Source organism: Phaeobacter sp. (assembly GCF_022825805.1).
Classification (GTDB): Bacteria; Pseudomonadota; Alphaproteobacteria; order Rhodobacterales; family Rhodobacteraceae; genus Phaeobacter.
Map to the genome: position 1 here is coordinate 15,304 of NZ_JAJDWC010000028.1, position 15,563 is coordinate 30,866.

General features: G+C 61.2%; 13 protein-coding genes. 9 read left to right on the forward strand and 4 right to left on the reverse strand.

Features of this window, described 5'->3' with window-relative positions; genetic code table 11:
- Positions 1–145 precede the first annotated feature (145 nt).
- Together Q0C28_RS02775 and dksA are read right to left on the reverse strand one after the other, a co-directional pair.
- Positions 146–1,375 (reverse strand): FAD-dependent monooxygenase, encoded by a 1,230-nt coding sequence (locus tag Q0C28_RS02775; RefSeq protein ID WP_293573123.1) that lies wholly within the window; start codon positions 1,373–1,375, stop codon positions 146–148.
- Between the two features lie 119 nt (positions 1,376–1,494).
- Positions 1,495–1,917, reverse strand: coding sequence for an RNA polymerase-binding protein DksA (gene dksA, locus Q0C28_RS02780; protein WP_293573124.1), 423 nt, complete (start codon positions 1,915–1,917; stop codon positions 1,495–1,497).
- A gap of 314 nt (positions 1,918–2,231) precedes the next feature.
- Here dksA and Q0C28_RS02785 point away from each other — a divergent pair, with 314 nt between their 5' ends.
- The 6 genes from Q0C28_RS02785 to rsgA all read left to right on the forward strand — a co-directional run bounded on the left by Q0C28_RS02785 (position 2,232) and on the right by rsgA (position 8,747).
- Positions 2,232–3,071, forward strand: a complete 840-nt coding sequence (locus Q0C28_RS02785) for a MoxR family ATPase (RefSeq protein ID WP_293573125.1) — start codon at positions 2,232–2,234, stop codon at positions 3,069–3,071.
- A 73-nt stretch (positions 3,072–3,144) separates the two neighbouring features.
- Positions 3,145–4,002 (forward strand): fumarylacetoacetate hydrolase family protein, encoded by an 858-nt coding sequence (locus tag Q0C28_RS02790; protein WP_293573126.1) that lies wholly within the window; start codon positions 3,145–3,147, stop codon positions 4,000–4,002.
- Positions 4,003–4,331: 329 nt separating this feature from the next.
- Positions 4,332–5,765, forward strand: coding sequence for a DUF2927 domain-containing protein (locus tag Q0C28_RS02795; RefSeq protein ID WP_366934222.1), 1,434 nt, complete (start codon positions 4,332–4,334; stop codon positions 5,763–5,765).
- 224 nt (positions 5,766–5,989) lie between these two features.
- On the forward strand, positions 5,990–6,160 hold the full coding sequence (locus Q0C28_RS02800) for a hypothetical protein (protein WP_293573127.1): 171 nt from the start codon (positions 5,990–5,992) through the stop codon (positions 6,158–6,160).
- A 79-nt stretch (positions 6,161–6,239) separates the two neighbouring features.
- The gene (locus Q0C28_RS02805) at positions 6,240–7,424 is read left to right on the forward strand and encodes a VWA domain-containing protein (RefSeq protein ID WP_293573128.1); all 1,185 of its coding nucleotides are present in this window, start codon (positions 6,240–6,242) and stop codon (positions 7,422–7,424) included.
- Positions 7,425–7,661: 237 nt separating this feature from the next.
- The gene (gene rsgA / locus Q0C28_RS02810) at positions 7,662–8,747 is read left to right on the forward strand and encodes a ribosome small subunit-dependent GTPase A (RefSeq protein ID WP_293573129.1); all 1,086 of its coding nucleotides are present in this window, start codon (positions 7,662–7,664) and stop codon (positions 8,745–8,747) included.
- 125 nt (positions 8,748–8,872) lie between these two features.
- Here rsgA and Q0C28_RS02815 read toward each other — a convergent pair whose 3' ends face one another.
- Positions 8,873–10,138 carry a VWA domain-containing protein gene (locus Q0C28_RS02815; RefSeq protein ID WP_293573130.1) on the reverse strand — a complete coding sequence of 422 codons (1,266 nt, stop codon included), beginning with the start codon at positions 10,136–10,138 and terminating at the stop codon, positions 8,873–8,875.
- A gap of 9 nt (positions 10,139–10,147) precedes the next feature.
- On the reverse strand, positions 10,148–11,107 hold the full coding sequence (locus Q0C28_RS02820) for a MoxR family ATPase (protein ID WP_293573228.1): 960 nt from the start codon (positions 11,105–11,107) through the stop codon (positions 10,148–10,150).
- A gap of 300 nt (positions 11,108–11,407) precedes the next feature.
- Here Q0C28_RS02820 and Q0C28_RS02825 point away from each other — a divergent pair, with 300 nt between their 5' ends.
- The 3 genes from Q0C28_RS02825 to Q0C28_RS02835 are packed head-to-tail and all read left to right on the forward strand — an operon-like array spanning position 11,408 to position 15,557.
- Positions 11,408–12,439: a glycosyltransferase family 2 protein gene (locus Q0C28_RS02825; RefSeq protein WP_293573131.1), complete on the forward strand. Its 1,032-nt coding sequence runs from the start codon at positions 11,408–11,410 to the stop codon at positions 12,437–12,439.
- Complete coding sequence (locus Q0C28_RS02830; protein ID WP_293573132.1) at positions 12,436–13,068, forward strand: sulfotransferase; 633 nt, start codon at positions 12,436–12,438, stop codon at positions 13,066–13,068. The genes Q0C28_RS02825 and Q0C28_RS02830 overlap by 4 nt, the downstream gene beginning before the upstream one ends.
- Entirely contained in the window at positions 13,065–15,557 is a 2,493-nt protein-coding gene (locus tag Q0C28_RS02835) for a glycosyltransferase family 2 protein (RefSeq protein WP_293573133.1), read from the forward strand. Before Q0C28_RS02830 ends, Q0C28_RS02835 begins: the two co-directional genes overlap by 4 nt.
- Positions 15,558–15,563: the final 6 nt, after the last annotated feature.

The window sequence follows — 15,563 nt, forward strand, 5'->3', positions numbered from 1 at the left end:
CGGCCTGCCTGTGTTTGGCCTGTGCGGGTTTGGCCTGTGTGGGTTTGGAAAAACTGTGTGTCGGCAAGCTTTTAGGGAAGCACAGTTTAAGGCAGCCCGATCAGGCCCAGGCGAACCCTGGGCTGAGGCAGGTGTCAGGCAGGTGTCAGGCCGGGGACACCAGCGAGCCGCCGGAATTCTGCCCGCTGTCTTCTTCGGGAGGGACATAACCGCCGGTCACATCATGTCCGTAGATCCAGTCGAACTGGCGCACCATACGCTCGGGCGCATAGCGGCCACCAAGGCGCAGAATCTGATGGGCGGGCCAGGCAAGTGGCTGGCGCAGATGGTATTTCCAGGCATTGCCATTGGCTGCCTGCACAATGCGTGCAGCCCGGTCGCGGCGGCGGGTTTGATAGAGCGCCAGCCCCTCGGCCGTGGTGGAGGCGCGGCGCAGGGATTCGGCCAGAACCCAAGCATCCTCCAGCGCGAGATTGGCCCCCTGCGCCATGAAGGGCAGCGTCGGGTGCGCCGCATCGCCAAGGATTGCCAGCCGCCCCTGATGCCAACGCTCAGCGACGGGATGGCGAAACAGCCCCCAAAGCGCCACTTGGTCGACCTCGGCCAGCAGCTCTGCGGCGGCGCCACCAAACTCGGCAAAGGCCTGGCGCAGGTTGTCGGGGTCATCCTCGATGTGCCAGCTTTCTTCGGCCCAGGCGCGCCGTTCCTGCACCGCAACGATGTTGACCAGATTGCCGTCGCGCAACGGGTAGGTCACCAGATGCTTGCCCGGCCCCATGAAGACCTGCGCCTCTGCGGGCAGACCTGCGGTGTTGGGGACCAGCGCGCGCCAAGCAACCTGGCCGGTAAACCAGGGCTTTGATGCCCCATTGAGCGCCTGATGCGCGTGCGAATGCACCCCGTCTGCGCCGACCACCAGATCGCCCCCGCATTGCGCACCATTGGCCAGGTAGACCATGGGCTTGTCACCTGGCAGCACCCGGTCGACCTTTTGCAGCAAGCGAACACGAACCCCGCGACGGCGCGCCGCTGAGGCCAGGATATCAATCAAATCAGCGCGGTGAACAAAATGGAAATTCTGACCTGGGGAATATTGGTCCAGGTCCAGACGCAGGACCTCTCGGCCCTTCTGGTGGCTGCGCAACACCACCGCGCGCGCGCGCGGGCTGCTCCAGGCGATGTCATCTGCCAGGCCCAGCGCCCGCAAGACAGCCAAGCCGTTGGGGCTGATCTGCAACCCGGCGCCCACTTCGGAGATCGCCTCGGCCTGTTCCAGCACGGTCACCTTTGCGCCCCGCTGGGCAAACGCCAACGCAGCCGCAAGCCCGCCAATTCCGGCGCCGATGATGGTGATGTTCTGGTCGTTCAATTCCATTGCAACCTGACTATCTGCGGTGGGTGTGGTGGCCCTGCAAAAAACTGTCTTCCCCAGATAACGGAAAAACGCCGGAGCAACAGGCCCCGGCGTCAGATTTCTTACGAAATTTCAACAAATCAATCGTCGCGGTGCACTTTTTCGCGGCGCTCGTGTCTTTCTTGTGCCTCGAGGCTCATGGTGGCGATGGGACGCGCATCCAGACGTTTCAGAGAGATCGGCTCTCCGGTCACTTCGCAGTAGCCATATTCGCCTTCGTCGATGCGGCGCAGCGCGGAGTCGATTTTGGCGACCAATTTGCGCTGGCGATCGCGGGTGCGCAGTTCCAGTGCGCGGTCTGTTTCTTCGCTGGCGCGGTCGGCCACGTCAGGAATGTTGCGGGTGTTGTCCTGCAGCCCTTCGATGGTATCGCGGCTGTCTGACAGAAGATCCTGCTTCCAATCGTGCAGCTTCCGGCGGAAATATTCCATCTGCCGCTCGTTCATGAATGGTTCATCATCGGCTGGACGATAGTCATCCGGAAGAAACGTTTCTTGCTTCATTTCGGTACCTTTGGTCTGCCCCATACTGCCGTCTCTCTTCAGTCTTGTTAACGAAAACACAGCGGCTCCCCCCGCATGTCGCTGCGTTTATCTTCTGGCACGGCAGTTGTCACTACACAATAATACGTACAAAAGGTTAAAACCTGCATAAGAACGCCACCGGGCGTTGTATCGCCCTGCGCCTCGCGCGGGCCTATTTCAGTTCTGTCTGTTTCAATTCGATCTGGCCCAGTTCGATATGGCCGAGTTCGGTCTGGACCTGCCAGGCTGCATTGGGCAGAAAAGCAGAAGACTTCGATGGAGACACCAGAGATATGCGGTTTCAAGGCACCAAAGACTACGTTGCGACAGACGATCTGAAAATCGCGGTGAATGCCGCTGTCACCCTCGAGCGTCCGCTCTTGGTCAAGGGTGAGCCGGGCACAGGCAAGACCGAATTGGCCCGGCAAGTGGCAGGGGCCATGGGGCTGCGGATGATCGAATGGAACGTCAAATCCACAACGCGCGCGCAACAGGGACTGTATGAATATGATGCCGTGTCCCGCCTGCGCGACAGCCAATTGGGCGAAGAGCGCGTGCATGATGTGCGCAACTACCTGAAAAAAGGGAAACTCTGGGAAGCCTTCGAGGCGGACGAAAAAGTCGTTCTGCTGATTGATGAAATCGACAAAGCAGACATCGAATTCCCCAACGATCTGCTGCAAGAGCTCGATAAGATGGAGTTCCACGTCTACGAGACCGGTGAAACCATCCGCGCCCGCCATCGGCCCATTATCATCATCACCTCCAACAATGAAAAAGAGCTGCCGGATGCGTTTTTGCGCCGCTGCTTTTTCCACTACATCCAGTTCCCAGATGCCGAAACGATGAAGAAAATCGTCGCGGTACACCATCCCGGTATCAAAGACAGCCTGCTGACCACCGCGCTGACGCAATTCTATGAAATCCGCGACACGGCTGGGCTGAAAAAGAAGCCCTCCACCTCGGAAGTTCTAGACTGGCTGAAACTGCTGCTGGCCGAAGATCTGAGCCCTGAGGATCTGAAACGCGATGGCGCGGATGCACTGCCCAAACTCCATGGCGCCTTGCTGAAAAACGAGCAGGACGTTCATTTGTTCGAGCGCCTTGCGTTCATGGCGCGGGGACGGCGCTGAGGGGGAGCGCCACGCGTTGGCACAGCAGGTGCCGTGCGGCGCGTAACGAGACGGCAAAGCGGGAGGAAACGAGATGAAACTGTTGCGCTACGGACCGGTAGGTCAGGAGAAACCGGGGCTGCTGGACGCCGATGGCGCGGTGCGCGACCTGTCGGCATTGGTTGATGATATTGCAGGCGATGCACTGTCGCCCAGTTCGCTGCAGCGGTTGCGCGAGCTCGACCCGACCTCGCTGCCTCTGGTGGCGGGCGTGCCGCAACAGGATCTGCGGCTGGGGCCCTGTGTTGGGGCGATCGGCAAATTCATCTGTATCGGGCTGAACTACGCGGATCACGCCGAAGAAGCGGGGATGCCGGTTCCCGATGAGCCGATCATTTTCAACAAATGGACCTCTGCTGTGGTTGGGCCCAATGATGAAATTCAGATCCCCCGCGGGTCCGAGAAGACCGATTGGGAGGTGGAGCTGGCCGTCGTGATCGGCACCGCTGGCAGCTATATCGATGCGGATGACGCCCTGTCCCATGTGGCCGGGTTCTGCATCGTGAACGATGTCTCTGAACGGGATTTTCAACTGAACCGGTCCGGCACCTGGGACAAGGGCAAAGGCTGCGACAGCTTTGGCCCTACTGGCCCTTGGCTGGTGACACCGGATGAAATCGCGGATGTGGATGCGCTGGATCTGTGGCTGGATGTGGATGGCGAGCGTCAACAAAGCGGCAGCACTTCGACGTTGATCTTCAAGATCCCCCATCTGGTGTCTTATTGCAGCCAGTTCATGAGCCTGCAGCCCGGCGATATCATTTCCACCGGCACCCCGCCCGGCGTCGGGATGGGGCAGACACCGCCGCGCTATCTGCGCGGGGGCGAGGTGCTGCAACTGGGCATCAGTGGGCTGGGCACGCAAGAAAACCGCGTGCGCCCGGCGCAGTAGGACCAGCGCGACAGGGCGATACTGACGGCCGCAGCGCCTGCCCCCGAGCGCCTGGCCCAGGGCGGCTGAGGTCATCATGTCTGGGACCTTAGCGTCTGACGCAGGGTCGCAACACAGATCAGCCTGCAGGGTGGAACGCGCATATGTGCGGATCACATCCGCGCGACGTTTGGCCGAGGCGCGCATTGTCTGTCAGAGAGAGCATTGATTGTTAACGGGCTTTGGGCACAAGCTGGGGACAGACCTACAGGAGACAGATCTTGCCAATCCGGCTGTTCACTTCACTGCCCCTGATCCGCTCACTAACCACGATCCGAAAGCCTTCGGCTGTGGTCCGAACATCTGTGATCATTGAAGCCGGATGTGACCGCCCGGCAGCAACAGGACAGTCGCGCAACCGCCCCCTCACCCGTGGGCTGTTTGGCGCGCTTGTGCTGGTCGGGGGGCTGACAGCCTGTGCGCCGCACCCGTCCAACAGCCCGCCGGACCGTGCGGAGCTCGCCGTTGCCGTGCTGCCGCCGATCAAACGATTTGCCCGCCCCCACCCGGTCGCGCCACGGATCTCCAACATCGACATTGCCCGGGATTTTCTGGACCTGCACTTTCAGCTGGAAAGTGGCACCCAGTTGCCGGTGTTCACGCGGTTTGACCGCCCCATCCGGCTGCGCATCTCTGGCAATCCGAGCGCGGGGATGCGACCGGATCTGGAGGCTCTGCTCGCGCGGCTGCGCAGCGAAGCGGGCATCGCGATTGCGCTGACCAACGCCGATGACGCGGAAATCACCCTTGAGGCGGTGCCCCGCCGCGCGATCCTGCGTGCGTCCCCGGGTGCGGCCTGTTTTGTGGTCCCCAATGTGGCGTCGCTGGCAGAGTTTCGGCGCAACAAGCGTCAAGCGCGGACCAGCTGGGCCGATCTTCGCCAGCGGCAGCGACTGGCCATTATCGTCCCCAATGATGTCAGCCCGCAGGAAACCCGCGATTGCCTGCACGAGGAACTGGCACAAGCCATCGGCCCGTTGAATGATCTCTACCGCCTGCCCAATTCGATCTTCAACGACGACAACATTCACACGGTGCTGACCGGGTTTGACATGCTGATCCTGCGGGCGAGCTACGCCCCGGAGTTGCGCACCGGCATGACCCGCAGCGAGGTGGCCACGCGCCTGCCCGCAATTCTGGCCCGGCTCAACCCCGCCGGCGAGCGCCTGCCCGCGCGGCCACTGCCTGCCACACCGCGCAGCTGGATCCGCGCACTGGAGGGCGCGCTGGCGCCCAATCGTCCACGCCACGCCCGACTGCCTTCGGCCTATCGCGCCGCGGCAATTGCCCGTGATTTGGGCTGGCGCGATCACCGGCGGGCCTTCAACCACTATGTGCTGGGCCGGATATTGCAGGCCGAAGACCCAGACCTCGCACAGCAGCATTTCACCACCGCGTTGCAGGTCATGGCTGGGGGCCGCGACAGTCCGATATTGCGCGCCCGTATTGCGGCGCAGATGGCAGCCTATGATCTGAGCCAAGGCGATGGAGCCCAGGCGCTGGCGCGGTTGCGCCCTGCCATACCGGTAGCTGCGCGGGCCGAAAATGCGGGCCTCCTGGCGACCTTGATGCTGCAAGAGGCGGAGGCGCGATATCAACTGGGACAACGCGCCAGAGCCCATGCGCTGGTGCTCGACAGTCAGGGCTGGGCGCGCTACGGGTTTGGCCCCGACTGGGGCAGCCACCGGGCCATCGTGACCGCGGCGCAACGGCAGAGCAATTGATCACCGCTGTTGATCACCGCCGATGCCGCCCTAAAATGTCGCGCTGCCCGCAGATGGCTGGCATATGCGCCGATGATCTGCCATGTAGATCCGCAACGCATACCCATTCGGACACACAGTCAGATATACAGCCAAATGCATCGTCAGACGAGACCGCTGCCTTGACCAAGGACTGGCCGGCCCCATCTGACGATCAAACAGACAGACATAAGACGGAAACAACCATGATCGTAATCGGCGCAGTGCTTTTTGGTGCAATTTTCGGGGCTCTTTCGGCCAAAAAACGCGGTGGCAACCTGGCCGACATGCTGCAATATGGCACTGTTCTTGCCATGATTTTGGGTGTCGCCGGGCTGCTGATCACAATCTTCATCCACCGCGCCTTGGCGATCTGAACCAAAGGTCCGATCTTGGGCTGGCCACAGCGATAGGTGGCTGGCCTGGCGCGTGGCAGACTGTCAGACGGAGACTTCGATGTTTCAGCCGTTCTTTGAAAACCTGCGCAGCGCCGCGATCCCGGTGTCGTTGAGAGAATACCTCACCTTTCTGGAGGGGTTGAAGGCCGGGCTCGTCACATATGACATCGAAGCGTTCTACTTCCTCGCCCGTGCGGCGATGGTGAAAGATGAACGCAACATCGACAAATTCGACCGCGCCTTTGCGGCCAGCTTTTCGGGGTTGGACGCCCTGCCCGCCGAGGCCGTGCTGAATGCTGTTGATATTCCCGAAGAGTGGATCCGCAAAATGGCGGAAAAACACCTCAGCGAGGAAGAGCGCCAGGAGATAGAGGCGCTTGGCGGATTTGACAAGCTGATGGAGACGCTGAAACAGCGACTAAAGGACCAGGAAGGCCGTCATCAGGGCGGCAACAAATGGATTGGCACCGCCGGGACATCGCCATTTGGGGCCTATGGCTACAATCCCGAAGGCGTGCGCATCGGCCAGAAAGAAAGCCGCCATCAGCGGGCTGTGAAGGTCTGGGACAAGCGCGCGTTCAAGAACCTTGACGGAGATGTCGAACTGGGCACCCGCAACATCAAAGTGGCGCTGAAACGGCTGCGCCGCTGGGTGCGCGAAGGCGCCGCCGAAGAGCTGGACCTTTCGGGCACCATCCGCGCCACGGCGGAACACGGCTATTTGGATGTGAAAACGCGACCCGAGCGGCACAACGCCGTAAAAGTTCTGTTGTTTCTCGACGTTGGCGGTTCAATGGACCCCCATATCAAAGTGGTCGAAGAGCTGTTTTCCGCAGCCCGGGCTGAATTCAAACATCTGGAGTATTTCTACTTCCACAACTGCCTTTATGAAGGGGTGTGGCGGGACAATCGGCGCCGCTGGGATGCGCAGACCTCCACCCATGACATTCTGCGCACCTATGGGCCTGATTATAAATGCATCTTTGTTGGCGATGCGTCGATGTCGCCCTATGAAATCGCCTATCCCGGTGGCGCCAATGAGCATTGGAACAAGGAAGCTGGTCAGGTCTGGCTGGAACGGGCGCGGGCGCAATGGTCGTCCAATCTGTGGATCAACCCGGTGCCAGAAGCCTATTGGGGGCACACCCATTCGATCCAGATGATCCGGGAGATTTTTGAGGATCAGATGGTGCCCATGACCCTGGCAGGTCTGGATCGAGGGATGCGAGAGCTGACACGGTGAGCCTGCCAAATCCGTGGCCCGCTTGCAAAAAGTCACCAACTCCGCTATCTGACGCGGAGCGAAATGGAGAGTTTATGTCCTGGTGAAGAGGGGGCGGCAGAGGCCACCCCGGTATGCAGATTGCTCCGGAATTGAAACGCCGCCCACCCGGGCAGGCGACGGGAGTGTTCTGCGCGCGCTTTACCTGACACCTAGATCCAGGCTCGACCTGCGATCCGATCATGAAAGACTTTCCCAATGATCCGGGATTACTCCCAATTCCTCTCTTCCACTGAGAACCCGAAACCCGCCCCGTCACCGCTGGAACAGTTGGGGTGGCAGTCATTTTTTGCCCGCCAAACGGATCTGGACGAAATGGCCGGCGCCCCTCCTGTGCGCATCACCGAAGTCAATCGCAACGGGCTGCGCGCTCTTGGCGATGGCGTGGACCTTGTGATCCCACCAGGGCCCGAGGCAACGGTGGGCGACTGGTTGATGCTGAACAAAGATCTGCCGACCCACAGCCGCATTCTAGAACGCAAAAGCCTGATCCGGCGACGCGCCCCCGGCAAGGATCGCAAGATCCAGTTGATTGCGGCCAATATCGACACGATGTTTGTCGTGACCTCCTGCAATGCCGATTTCAATATCGCCCGATTGGAGCGCTTTATCGCCATGGCCTTTGACGCTGAGGTGCCGCCGGTGATCGTGCTGAGCAAAATCGACAAATGTGACGACCCGCAGCCCTACATCAGCGAGGCGGAGACCCTGTCCGATCAAGTGCCTGTTGTGGCCTTGAACGCAAAGGCCGATGATGTGCGCGAAAAACTGGGCGCCTGGGTCAAACCCGGCCAGACCATTGCATTTCTCGGTACTTCGGGTGTGGGTAAATCCACCCTGACCAAGGCGTTGGGCGACGATCTTGATATCGAAACGCAGGGCATTCGCGAAGACGATGCGCGCGGACGGCACACCACGACGCGGCGACAGCTCTATTTTATCGAAGGTGGCTGCGGGGTGCTGGACACGCCGGGCATGCGGGAATTGCAACTGACTGACGCGGCCGCTGGCGTCAGCGATGTGTTTGTCGACCTCGAAGAGCTGGCGGCGCAGTGCAAGTTTCGCAACTGCAACCACGAAGGCGAACCAGGCTGTGCCATCCAGGCGGGCATCGCGGCCGGAGAGGTCGATCCTGACAGGTTGGAGCGGTGGCGCAAGCTGACCGCAGAAGAGGCCCATAACTCCGCCTCGCTGGCGCAGCGGCGCGCCAAGGACAAGGCCTTTGGCAAAATGGTCAAAGGGGCAAAAACCGCCAAAGCCAGCCGGAAACGCGGCCGCAAGTGATGGTCTGACCGGCTATTTGGAGCAGGCCCGATCATGTAGGGGCCCGGTTCCATAAGGCGTTAGGCCATACCAAGCTCAGCCGGGGTGATCCGCGCAGGGGTTTCTGCGCCGCTTGCCCCGGCGGTTCAGGCTGGATCCTCATTCAACAGCTCCATCAACCGCTGCTTCTCGGACTGGTCGGTGCCTGTGCGCAGGGCGTCGGCCAGATCTTGCAGTGCGGAAATCGAATGACCAGCCCGAAAACTGTCCACATGCGGCAGCATCGCGCGTATGCCGCTGGCCTTCGGCGCAAAGCCATCAAACCGCAAAAGCGGGTTCAGCCAAATCAGCTGCCGTGATGCCAACTGCAGGCGTTGGATTTCAGCGCTCAGCTGGGCCGGATCGTCTCGGTCCAGACCATCGGTGATCAACAGCACTACGGCACCCTGCCCCATGACCCGGCGCGACCAGTCGCGGTTGAAGCGATGCAGACAGGCGCCGATCCGGGTGCCGCCCTCCCAATCCTGCGCCTCTGCCCCAGCTGCTGCAAGAGCCGCATCCACGTCCCGCTGCGCCAGATGCCGGGTGATATTGGTGAGCCGGGTGCCAAAGGTGAAGCCATGAACCCGCGCCCAACCCGGTCCCTTACGATTGGCAACAGCATGCAGAAAATGCAGGATCAACCGCGAATATTGGCTCATGGAGCCAGAGATATCGCAGATCACCACCAGATTGGGCCAGCGCAGGCGGCGGTCGCTGCGCGCCATGGCGGCAACGTCGCCTCCTCGGCGGGCGGCCTGCTGGAGCGTGCGCCGCCAATCGGCACGACGCCCCCCGGCCGTGGGCACCAGACGGCGGCTGTTGAGGGGCTGTATCGGCAGGTGCATCTGGGACAGCATGCGTTTGGCCTCTGCCACTTCAGCGGTGCTCATCTGTTCGAAATCCAGCTGCCGCAGGCGTTCCTGATCCGACATGGTTTGCGTCGCATCCAGCTGCAGCTCCATCGGCGCATCGGCCTCTTGCGGGGCAACGTCTGGGTCGGTGGCACCATCGAGCAGCGCCTCGGCTGCACGTTTCTGCGCGGGTTTGGCGGCTTGTTGTTCTTGCGTGCCGCGGATCGCAGGCAGCATGGCCGCCATCATATGTTCCAGAAACCGAGGATCGCGCCAATAGAGGCGGAAAATCTGTGCAAACACCGTGCGATGTTCTGGTTTGGAGACCAGGCAGGCGTGCAGCGTCCAATAGAAATCACGCCGTGACGACACCCCTGCCTCCGCCACAGCCGCCACCGCCTGTGCCACCCGGCTTGGCCCAATCGGCAGGCCAGCGCGCCGCAGCGCGCGCGCAAAATGGGTGATATTCTGCGCCAGACGCGGCGTGTCAGGCAGTGGGAGCGGTGGAAACTCGGGCATGTCGAGGGCTCACCCCGCCGGATCAGCGTCGCCAGAGCCAAGAGAACTGCGCGCCTGATCCAAAATCCGCTTGGCCTCCGAGCCCTGCAGCCGGGTGATGTCGTCTTGGTATTTTAGCACCGCGCCTAGCGTGTCGGCGATGACCTCGGGCGACAGGTCGATCACGTCCAATGCCAACAGGCAGTTGGCCCAATCAATCGTCTCGGCGATACCGGGGTGTTTGAACAAATCCTCGGTCCGCAGCGCCTGCACAAAGGCCACCACCTCCTGCGACAGGCGCGCGGGCAGATCAGGGGCGCGCGCGGTCAGGATCTCCATCTCGCGGTCGAAATCGGGATAATCCACCCAGTGGTACAAACAGCGCCGTTTCAGCGCATCATGCACCTCTCGGGTGCGGTTGGAGGTCACGATCACAATCGGAGGCTCCGGCGCTTTTACCGTGCCAAGTTCGGGGATCGTGACCTGAAAATCTGACAAAGCCTCCAACAGAAAGGCCTCAAACGGTTCATCGGTCCGGTCCAATTCGTCGATCAAAAGCACCGGCGCGCCGCTTGGGTCGGGCTCCATTGCCTCCAGCAAGGGACGCCGAATGAGGAAGTCATCCCCAAACAGCTCCGCCTGCAAGGCGGCGCGATCCGTGCCAGCGGCACTGGCCTCTGCGGTGCGGATGGCAATCATCTGGGCGGCAAAATTCCATTCGTAAACAGCGCTTGCCGCATCCAGCCCTTCGTAGCATTGCAGCCGGATCAGGCGACGTTGCAGGGCGGAGGCCAGGGTTTTGGCGATTTCGGTTTTGCCGACGCCTGCCTCGCCCTCCAGAAACAGGGGACGGCCCAGTTTCAGGGCCAAGAACACAACAGTCGCCAAGCCGCGATCCGCGACATAGCCGCCATCGGCCAGCAAATCAGACACTGCATCAATGCTTCCGGGCAGCGCGGGGCGGCCTGCCTCCCCGCCATGGGTTGCCATTTCGTCTGGATTGCCCTGTGCCATCTCACCCCTCCTTTTCGCCGCCGTTCGCCGCAGTGGGCCACGTCCCCAGATCCGGGTCAAGCATCCGAGCCTGCCACTTTGGTCCAATAGGCAACACTTCGGTGATGGCAGACGAGACCTCGGATCAGGGCCGTTGACCTTGGTTGCGGGCAATGCGATTCCGCCTGCGACACACCAAAGGGTGCAGAGCCGTGCAAACACCGCTAAGGTGGAGACGGGCCACATCCCGATGGGGTCCCAAAGAGCCGGGCACACCGGCCGCAGGCAGGAGACAGAATGCGCATCACAGCTGTGACATGTGTCAAGAATGAAGGCCCGTTCCTGTTGGAGTGGATCGCCTATAATCGGCTGATCGGCGTCACTGATTTTCTGTTTTATTCCAATGACTGCAGCGACGGCACGGATGAGTTGCTGAATGCCTTGGCGCAGCGCGGTGTGGTGCAGCATCTGGCGAACCCGGCACAGGGGCGCAACTATCAGATGGAGGCGCTGAAACATGCGCGCCATCAACCGATTGTGGCAGAGGCCGATTGGGTCTGGATCGCTGATGTTGATGAGTTCCTGAACATCCACGTAGGCGATCATCGCCTGCCCGCGCTGATTGCAGCCGCCGGAGATGTGCAGGCGATTTCGGTGACCTTTCAATTCTTTGCCAACGGCGGCGTGGAGCGGTTCGAGGACCAGCCCGTGATTGCGCAATTCAACCACAGTCACACGCCGGATCTGTGGAATGGCAGCCGGGCCATCGAGGTAAAGACCCTGGTGCGCCAGGATTTCCCGCTGCAATATTACGGCGCGCATCGCCCTTTTTTCCCGAGCAAGTTGCCAAAAGAGAGCCGCCCGCGATGGACCGATGGGTCTGGCCGCACTGTGCCGCATCGTTTTCTTGTGGCTGCAGCGCAGGATTGGATCCGCAAATACAACGCCAAAGGCGCGCGCCAGCTGGCCACACTGAACCACTATGCGCTGCGATCACTGGACAGCTATCTGGTGAAAAACGACCGCGGCGACGTCAACCGGGAACACCGGGATTTTGATCTGGCCTATTGGCAGGATCGCAATGATCCCGCCTGGGAGGACCGCTCGATCCAGCGCCATCTGCCAGCCCTGGAGGCGGCGTTGCGTGATATGCTGGCTGACCCAGAAATCGCGGCGCTGCATACCCGCTGTGTCGACAAACACCGCGCGCGCTGCGCCGAATTGATGACGCAACCGGCCTATCAAACCCTGCGCGCGCGTTTGCTGGCAACCCCCACCCTGCCCGCGGCTGAGGTGGCTCTGTTGCAGGAATTGGAGGCGCAGGCATGAAACCACTTGTCATTAACCTGGGCCTTCCGAAATCCGGCACCACCACGCTGGCCACGGCTCTCTCTGCGGGCGGTTTCAGTGTCGCCGATCACCGGCTGAAAGAGCGCGAGAGCCGGTCAGATCCCGATCAGGAGCGCGTTTTTGTCGGCGCGCTGTTGTATCAGGGGCTTTACGAAAGCGGCGATCCCATGGCGCTTATGCCTGAATATGATGCGTTGGCGGAAATTTCCTACATCTACGGCAAACACTCGGTCTGGCCCCAGTTCGATTTTGCCCTGTTGCAGGCCCTGCGCCATCACCACCCGGAGGTGAAATTCATCGCAACCCGACGGGATACGGCGCAGCATGCGCGCTCGATCACCTTTTGGAGCAACCTGGGCACGCAACGCCTGCCCAACAGCACCGTGCCTGGATTGCCGGTGGGCTATGGAAAGACCCGCGATCAACAGATGCGCTGGATCGACGGACATTATGGGGCGCTGGCCCAGTGGTTCCGCAATGACCCCGGATATCTAGAGATCGATGTGGCCGACCCCGACGCGCAGGCCGCTGTCTCGGCCTTTGTGGGCTGCGATCTGCCCTGGTGGGGTAAAACCAACATCAGCCAGGCCCGGACAGACGAGACATGACGCGGATCATCCTGCATATCGGGCCAGATTACCTAGGGGCGCAACGCTTGCAGGCGGCGCTGGCGGCCGGGCGCGACCAACTGCGCAGCCATGGTATTTTATTTCCACGCAGCCCGGGGCGGCAGAACCACACCCGCCTGTTCATGGCCATCACCAACCCGGATCATGTGGATCCGCTGCGCTACAATCGCGGGTTCCGCGATGCGGCCTCACAGAGCAAGCTGCGCGAGCGGTTGATGTCCGATCTGGACCGCGAGGTGAGCGTCGCCCGCCCGGATGTGATCCTGCTGTCTGCAGAACAATTGGGCAGCCAGATCCACCGCGAGGAAGAGATGGCGCGGCTGCGGGATCTGCTAGGGCGTTTCAGCGCTGATATTTCCGTCGTGGCCCATGTTCCCGAACCGGCAGAGGGGCTGCTGCGCGGCTATGCCGGACAATTGGCCGAGGGCCGTTCGCTGCCGCTGACGCGGGATCTGGAGTGTTTGGCGCAGCCCGGCTGTTGGTGGGATCTGTGCCTGGAGGATCTCGCCACGCGCGAGATTGACCCGCGCGCGGGCCTGTTTGAAACCACGCAGATCGCGCCATTCTGGCTGGACTATGCATCGCTACAGAGCCGCTGGGAGGCTGTGTTTGGTCCGGGCTCGCTGCAGTTGCGCAGCTATGACGCGGCAGCATTTGCCGGACCGGGCCTGGTGGAGGAACTGAGCCAGACCTTCGATGTGCCGTCCTTGCACATCGGGCAGACCGCCCACGATGTGCCTGCTCTGCCCTCGGCGGCGACGCAAACACGCTGGCGGCGGCTAAACCATCGTCTGCAACAATTGCTGCAGGCCCGCCCCCATATGATTGTGCCGCGTCCGGCCTGGCGCTCCCTGTTGAATGACGCAGCCCTCCCGCCAGGATCCGAAACGCCCCCTGACCTACCCTTTGTGCAGGCGGTCAACGCACGGTTTCAGGAACAGAACCAAAAGCTGCTGCGGCGCCATCCCGGCCTGCGGGCACGTCTTCTGGGGTTGGCTGACACCATCCAACCCGTGCAACAAGAGAGCGATCAGCTGAGCGACCATTTGGGCAATAGTCAGGGCAATTGTCAGGGCGATAATCCGGGCAGTCAGCAAATCGAAAAACCTGCGGTCACTCCACACTGGCGAGAGGCTGACCCAGAGTTTGGCTTTCGCGCCAGCCACGCGCTGCTCGCAGCCCTGCCGCAGTTGGACGCTGCGAGCGCCGCTGCGCAGCGAGATCGCGCCGCCAGCGCAGCGTCAAACAGCAAAGGCGCATCATCGGCCAAAGATCTGACGCCACTGTCGCCCGGTGCCCGTGATATCCTGCCACCGCGCGCGCTGGAAAACCTCGCAAAACTGCGCAATTCCGCGCTGGCACCACACAATCGGATGGGTCGGATCGATGAAACCGCACCGGTCGCGCCCTATAGCGAGGCATCCCCGCGTGACATACCCTGCGAGGGTGGTGGCGCGGTCATTGTCGGCTGCATGAAAAACGAAGCGCCCTATATCCTTGAATGGGTGGCCTATCACCGCGCCATCGGCGTCGACAATTTCCTGATCTACACAAATGGCTGTGAAGACGGCACTTCAGAGTTGTTGGACCGGCTTCAGGAGATGGGTGTTCTGCAGCATCGCAACAACGACAACTGGCGCGGAAACTCGCCACAGCAATTCGCGCTCAACCAATCGCTGAAAGAACCCATCATCCAATCCGCAGAGTGGATCATTCACATCGATGTGGACGAGTTCATCAACATCCGATGCGGCAATGGCACCTTGACGGATCTGTTTGCAGCGGTGCCCGATGCCAGCAACATCGCAATGACCTGGCGGCTGTTCGGCCACAACGGTCAGACCCGGCTCGACCCGGGTTTTGTGATCGATCGGTTCGACAGTTGCGCGCCGAAATATTGCCCCAAGCCCCACACGGTCTGGGGCTTCAAGACCATGTTCCGCAACATTGGCGCCTATCAGAAAATCAGTTGCCACCGCCCCAACAAACTGGTCGACGCCCAGCGCGATCAGGTAAAATGGGTCAATGGATCTGGGCAGGACATGACCGCCGACAACATCACCAATGGCTGGCGCAGTTCGCGCAGCACCATTGGTTACGATCTGGTTCAGCTGAACCACTATGCGCTGCGCTCTGCCGAGAGCTTTTTGATCAAGCGTCAGCGCGGGCGCGCCCTGCATGTGGATCGCTCCATCGGCCTGAACTACTGGATCCGGATGGATTGGAACGATCACACCGATCTGACGATCAAGCGCAATCTGCCCAGACTGCGCGCTGAATATGACCGGCTTCTGTCCGACCCGCAGCTGCGCCAATTGCACGAAGACGGCCTGCGCTGGCACCGCCAAAAGGCCGCAGAGCTGCATGAGCTGCCCGAATTTGAAGAGTTGTTTTCGCAAGCGACACGCCTGAAACTGACGGCAGAAGAGCGGGTCGCCTATGCGCTCGCCTTGGATCTGGAGAGCTGAGCCATG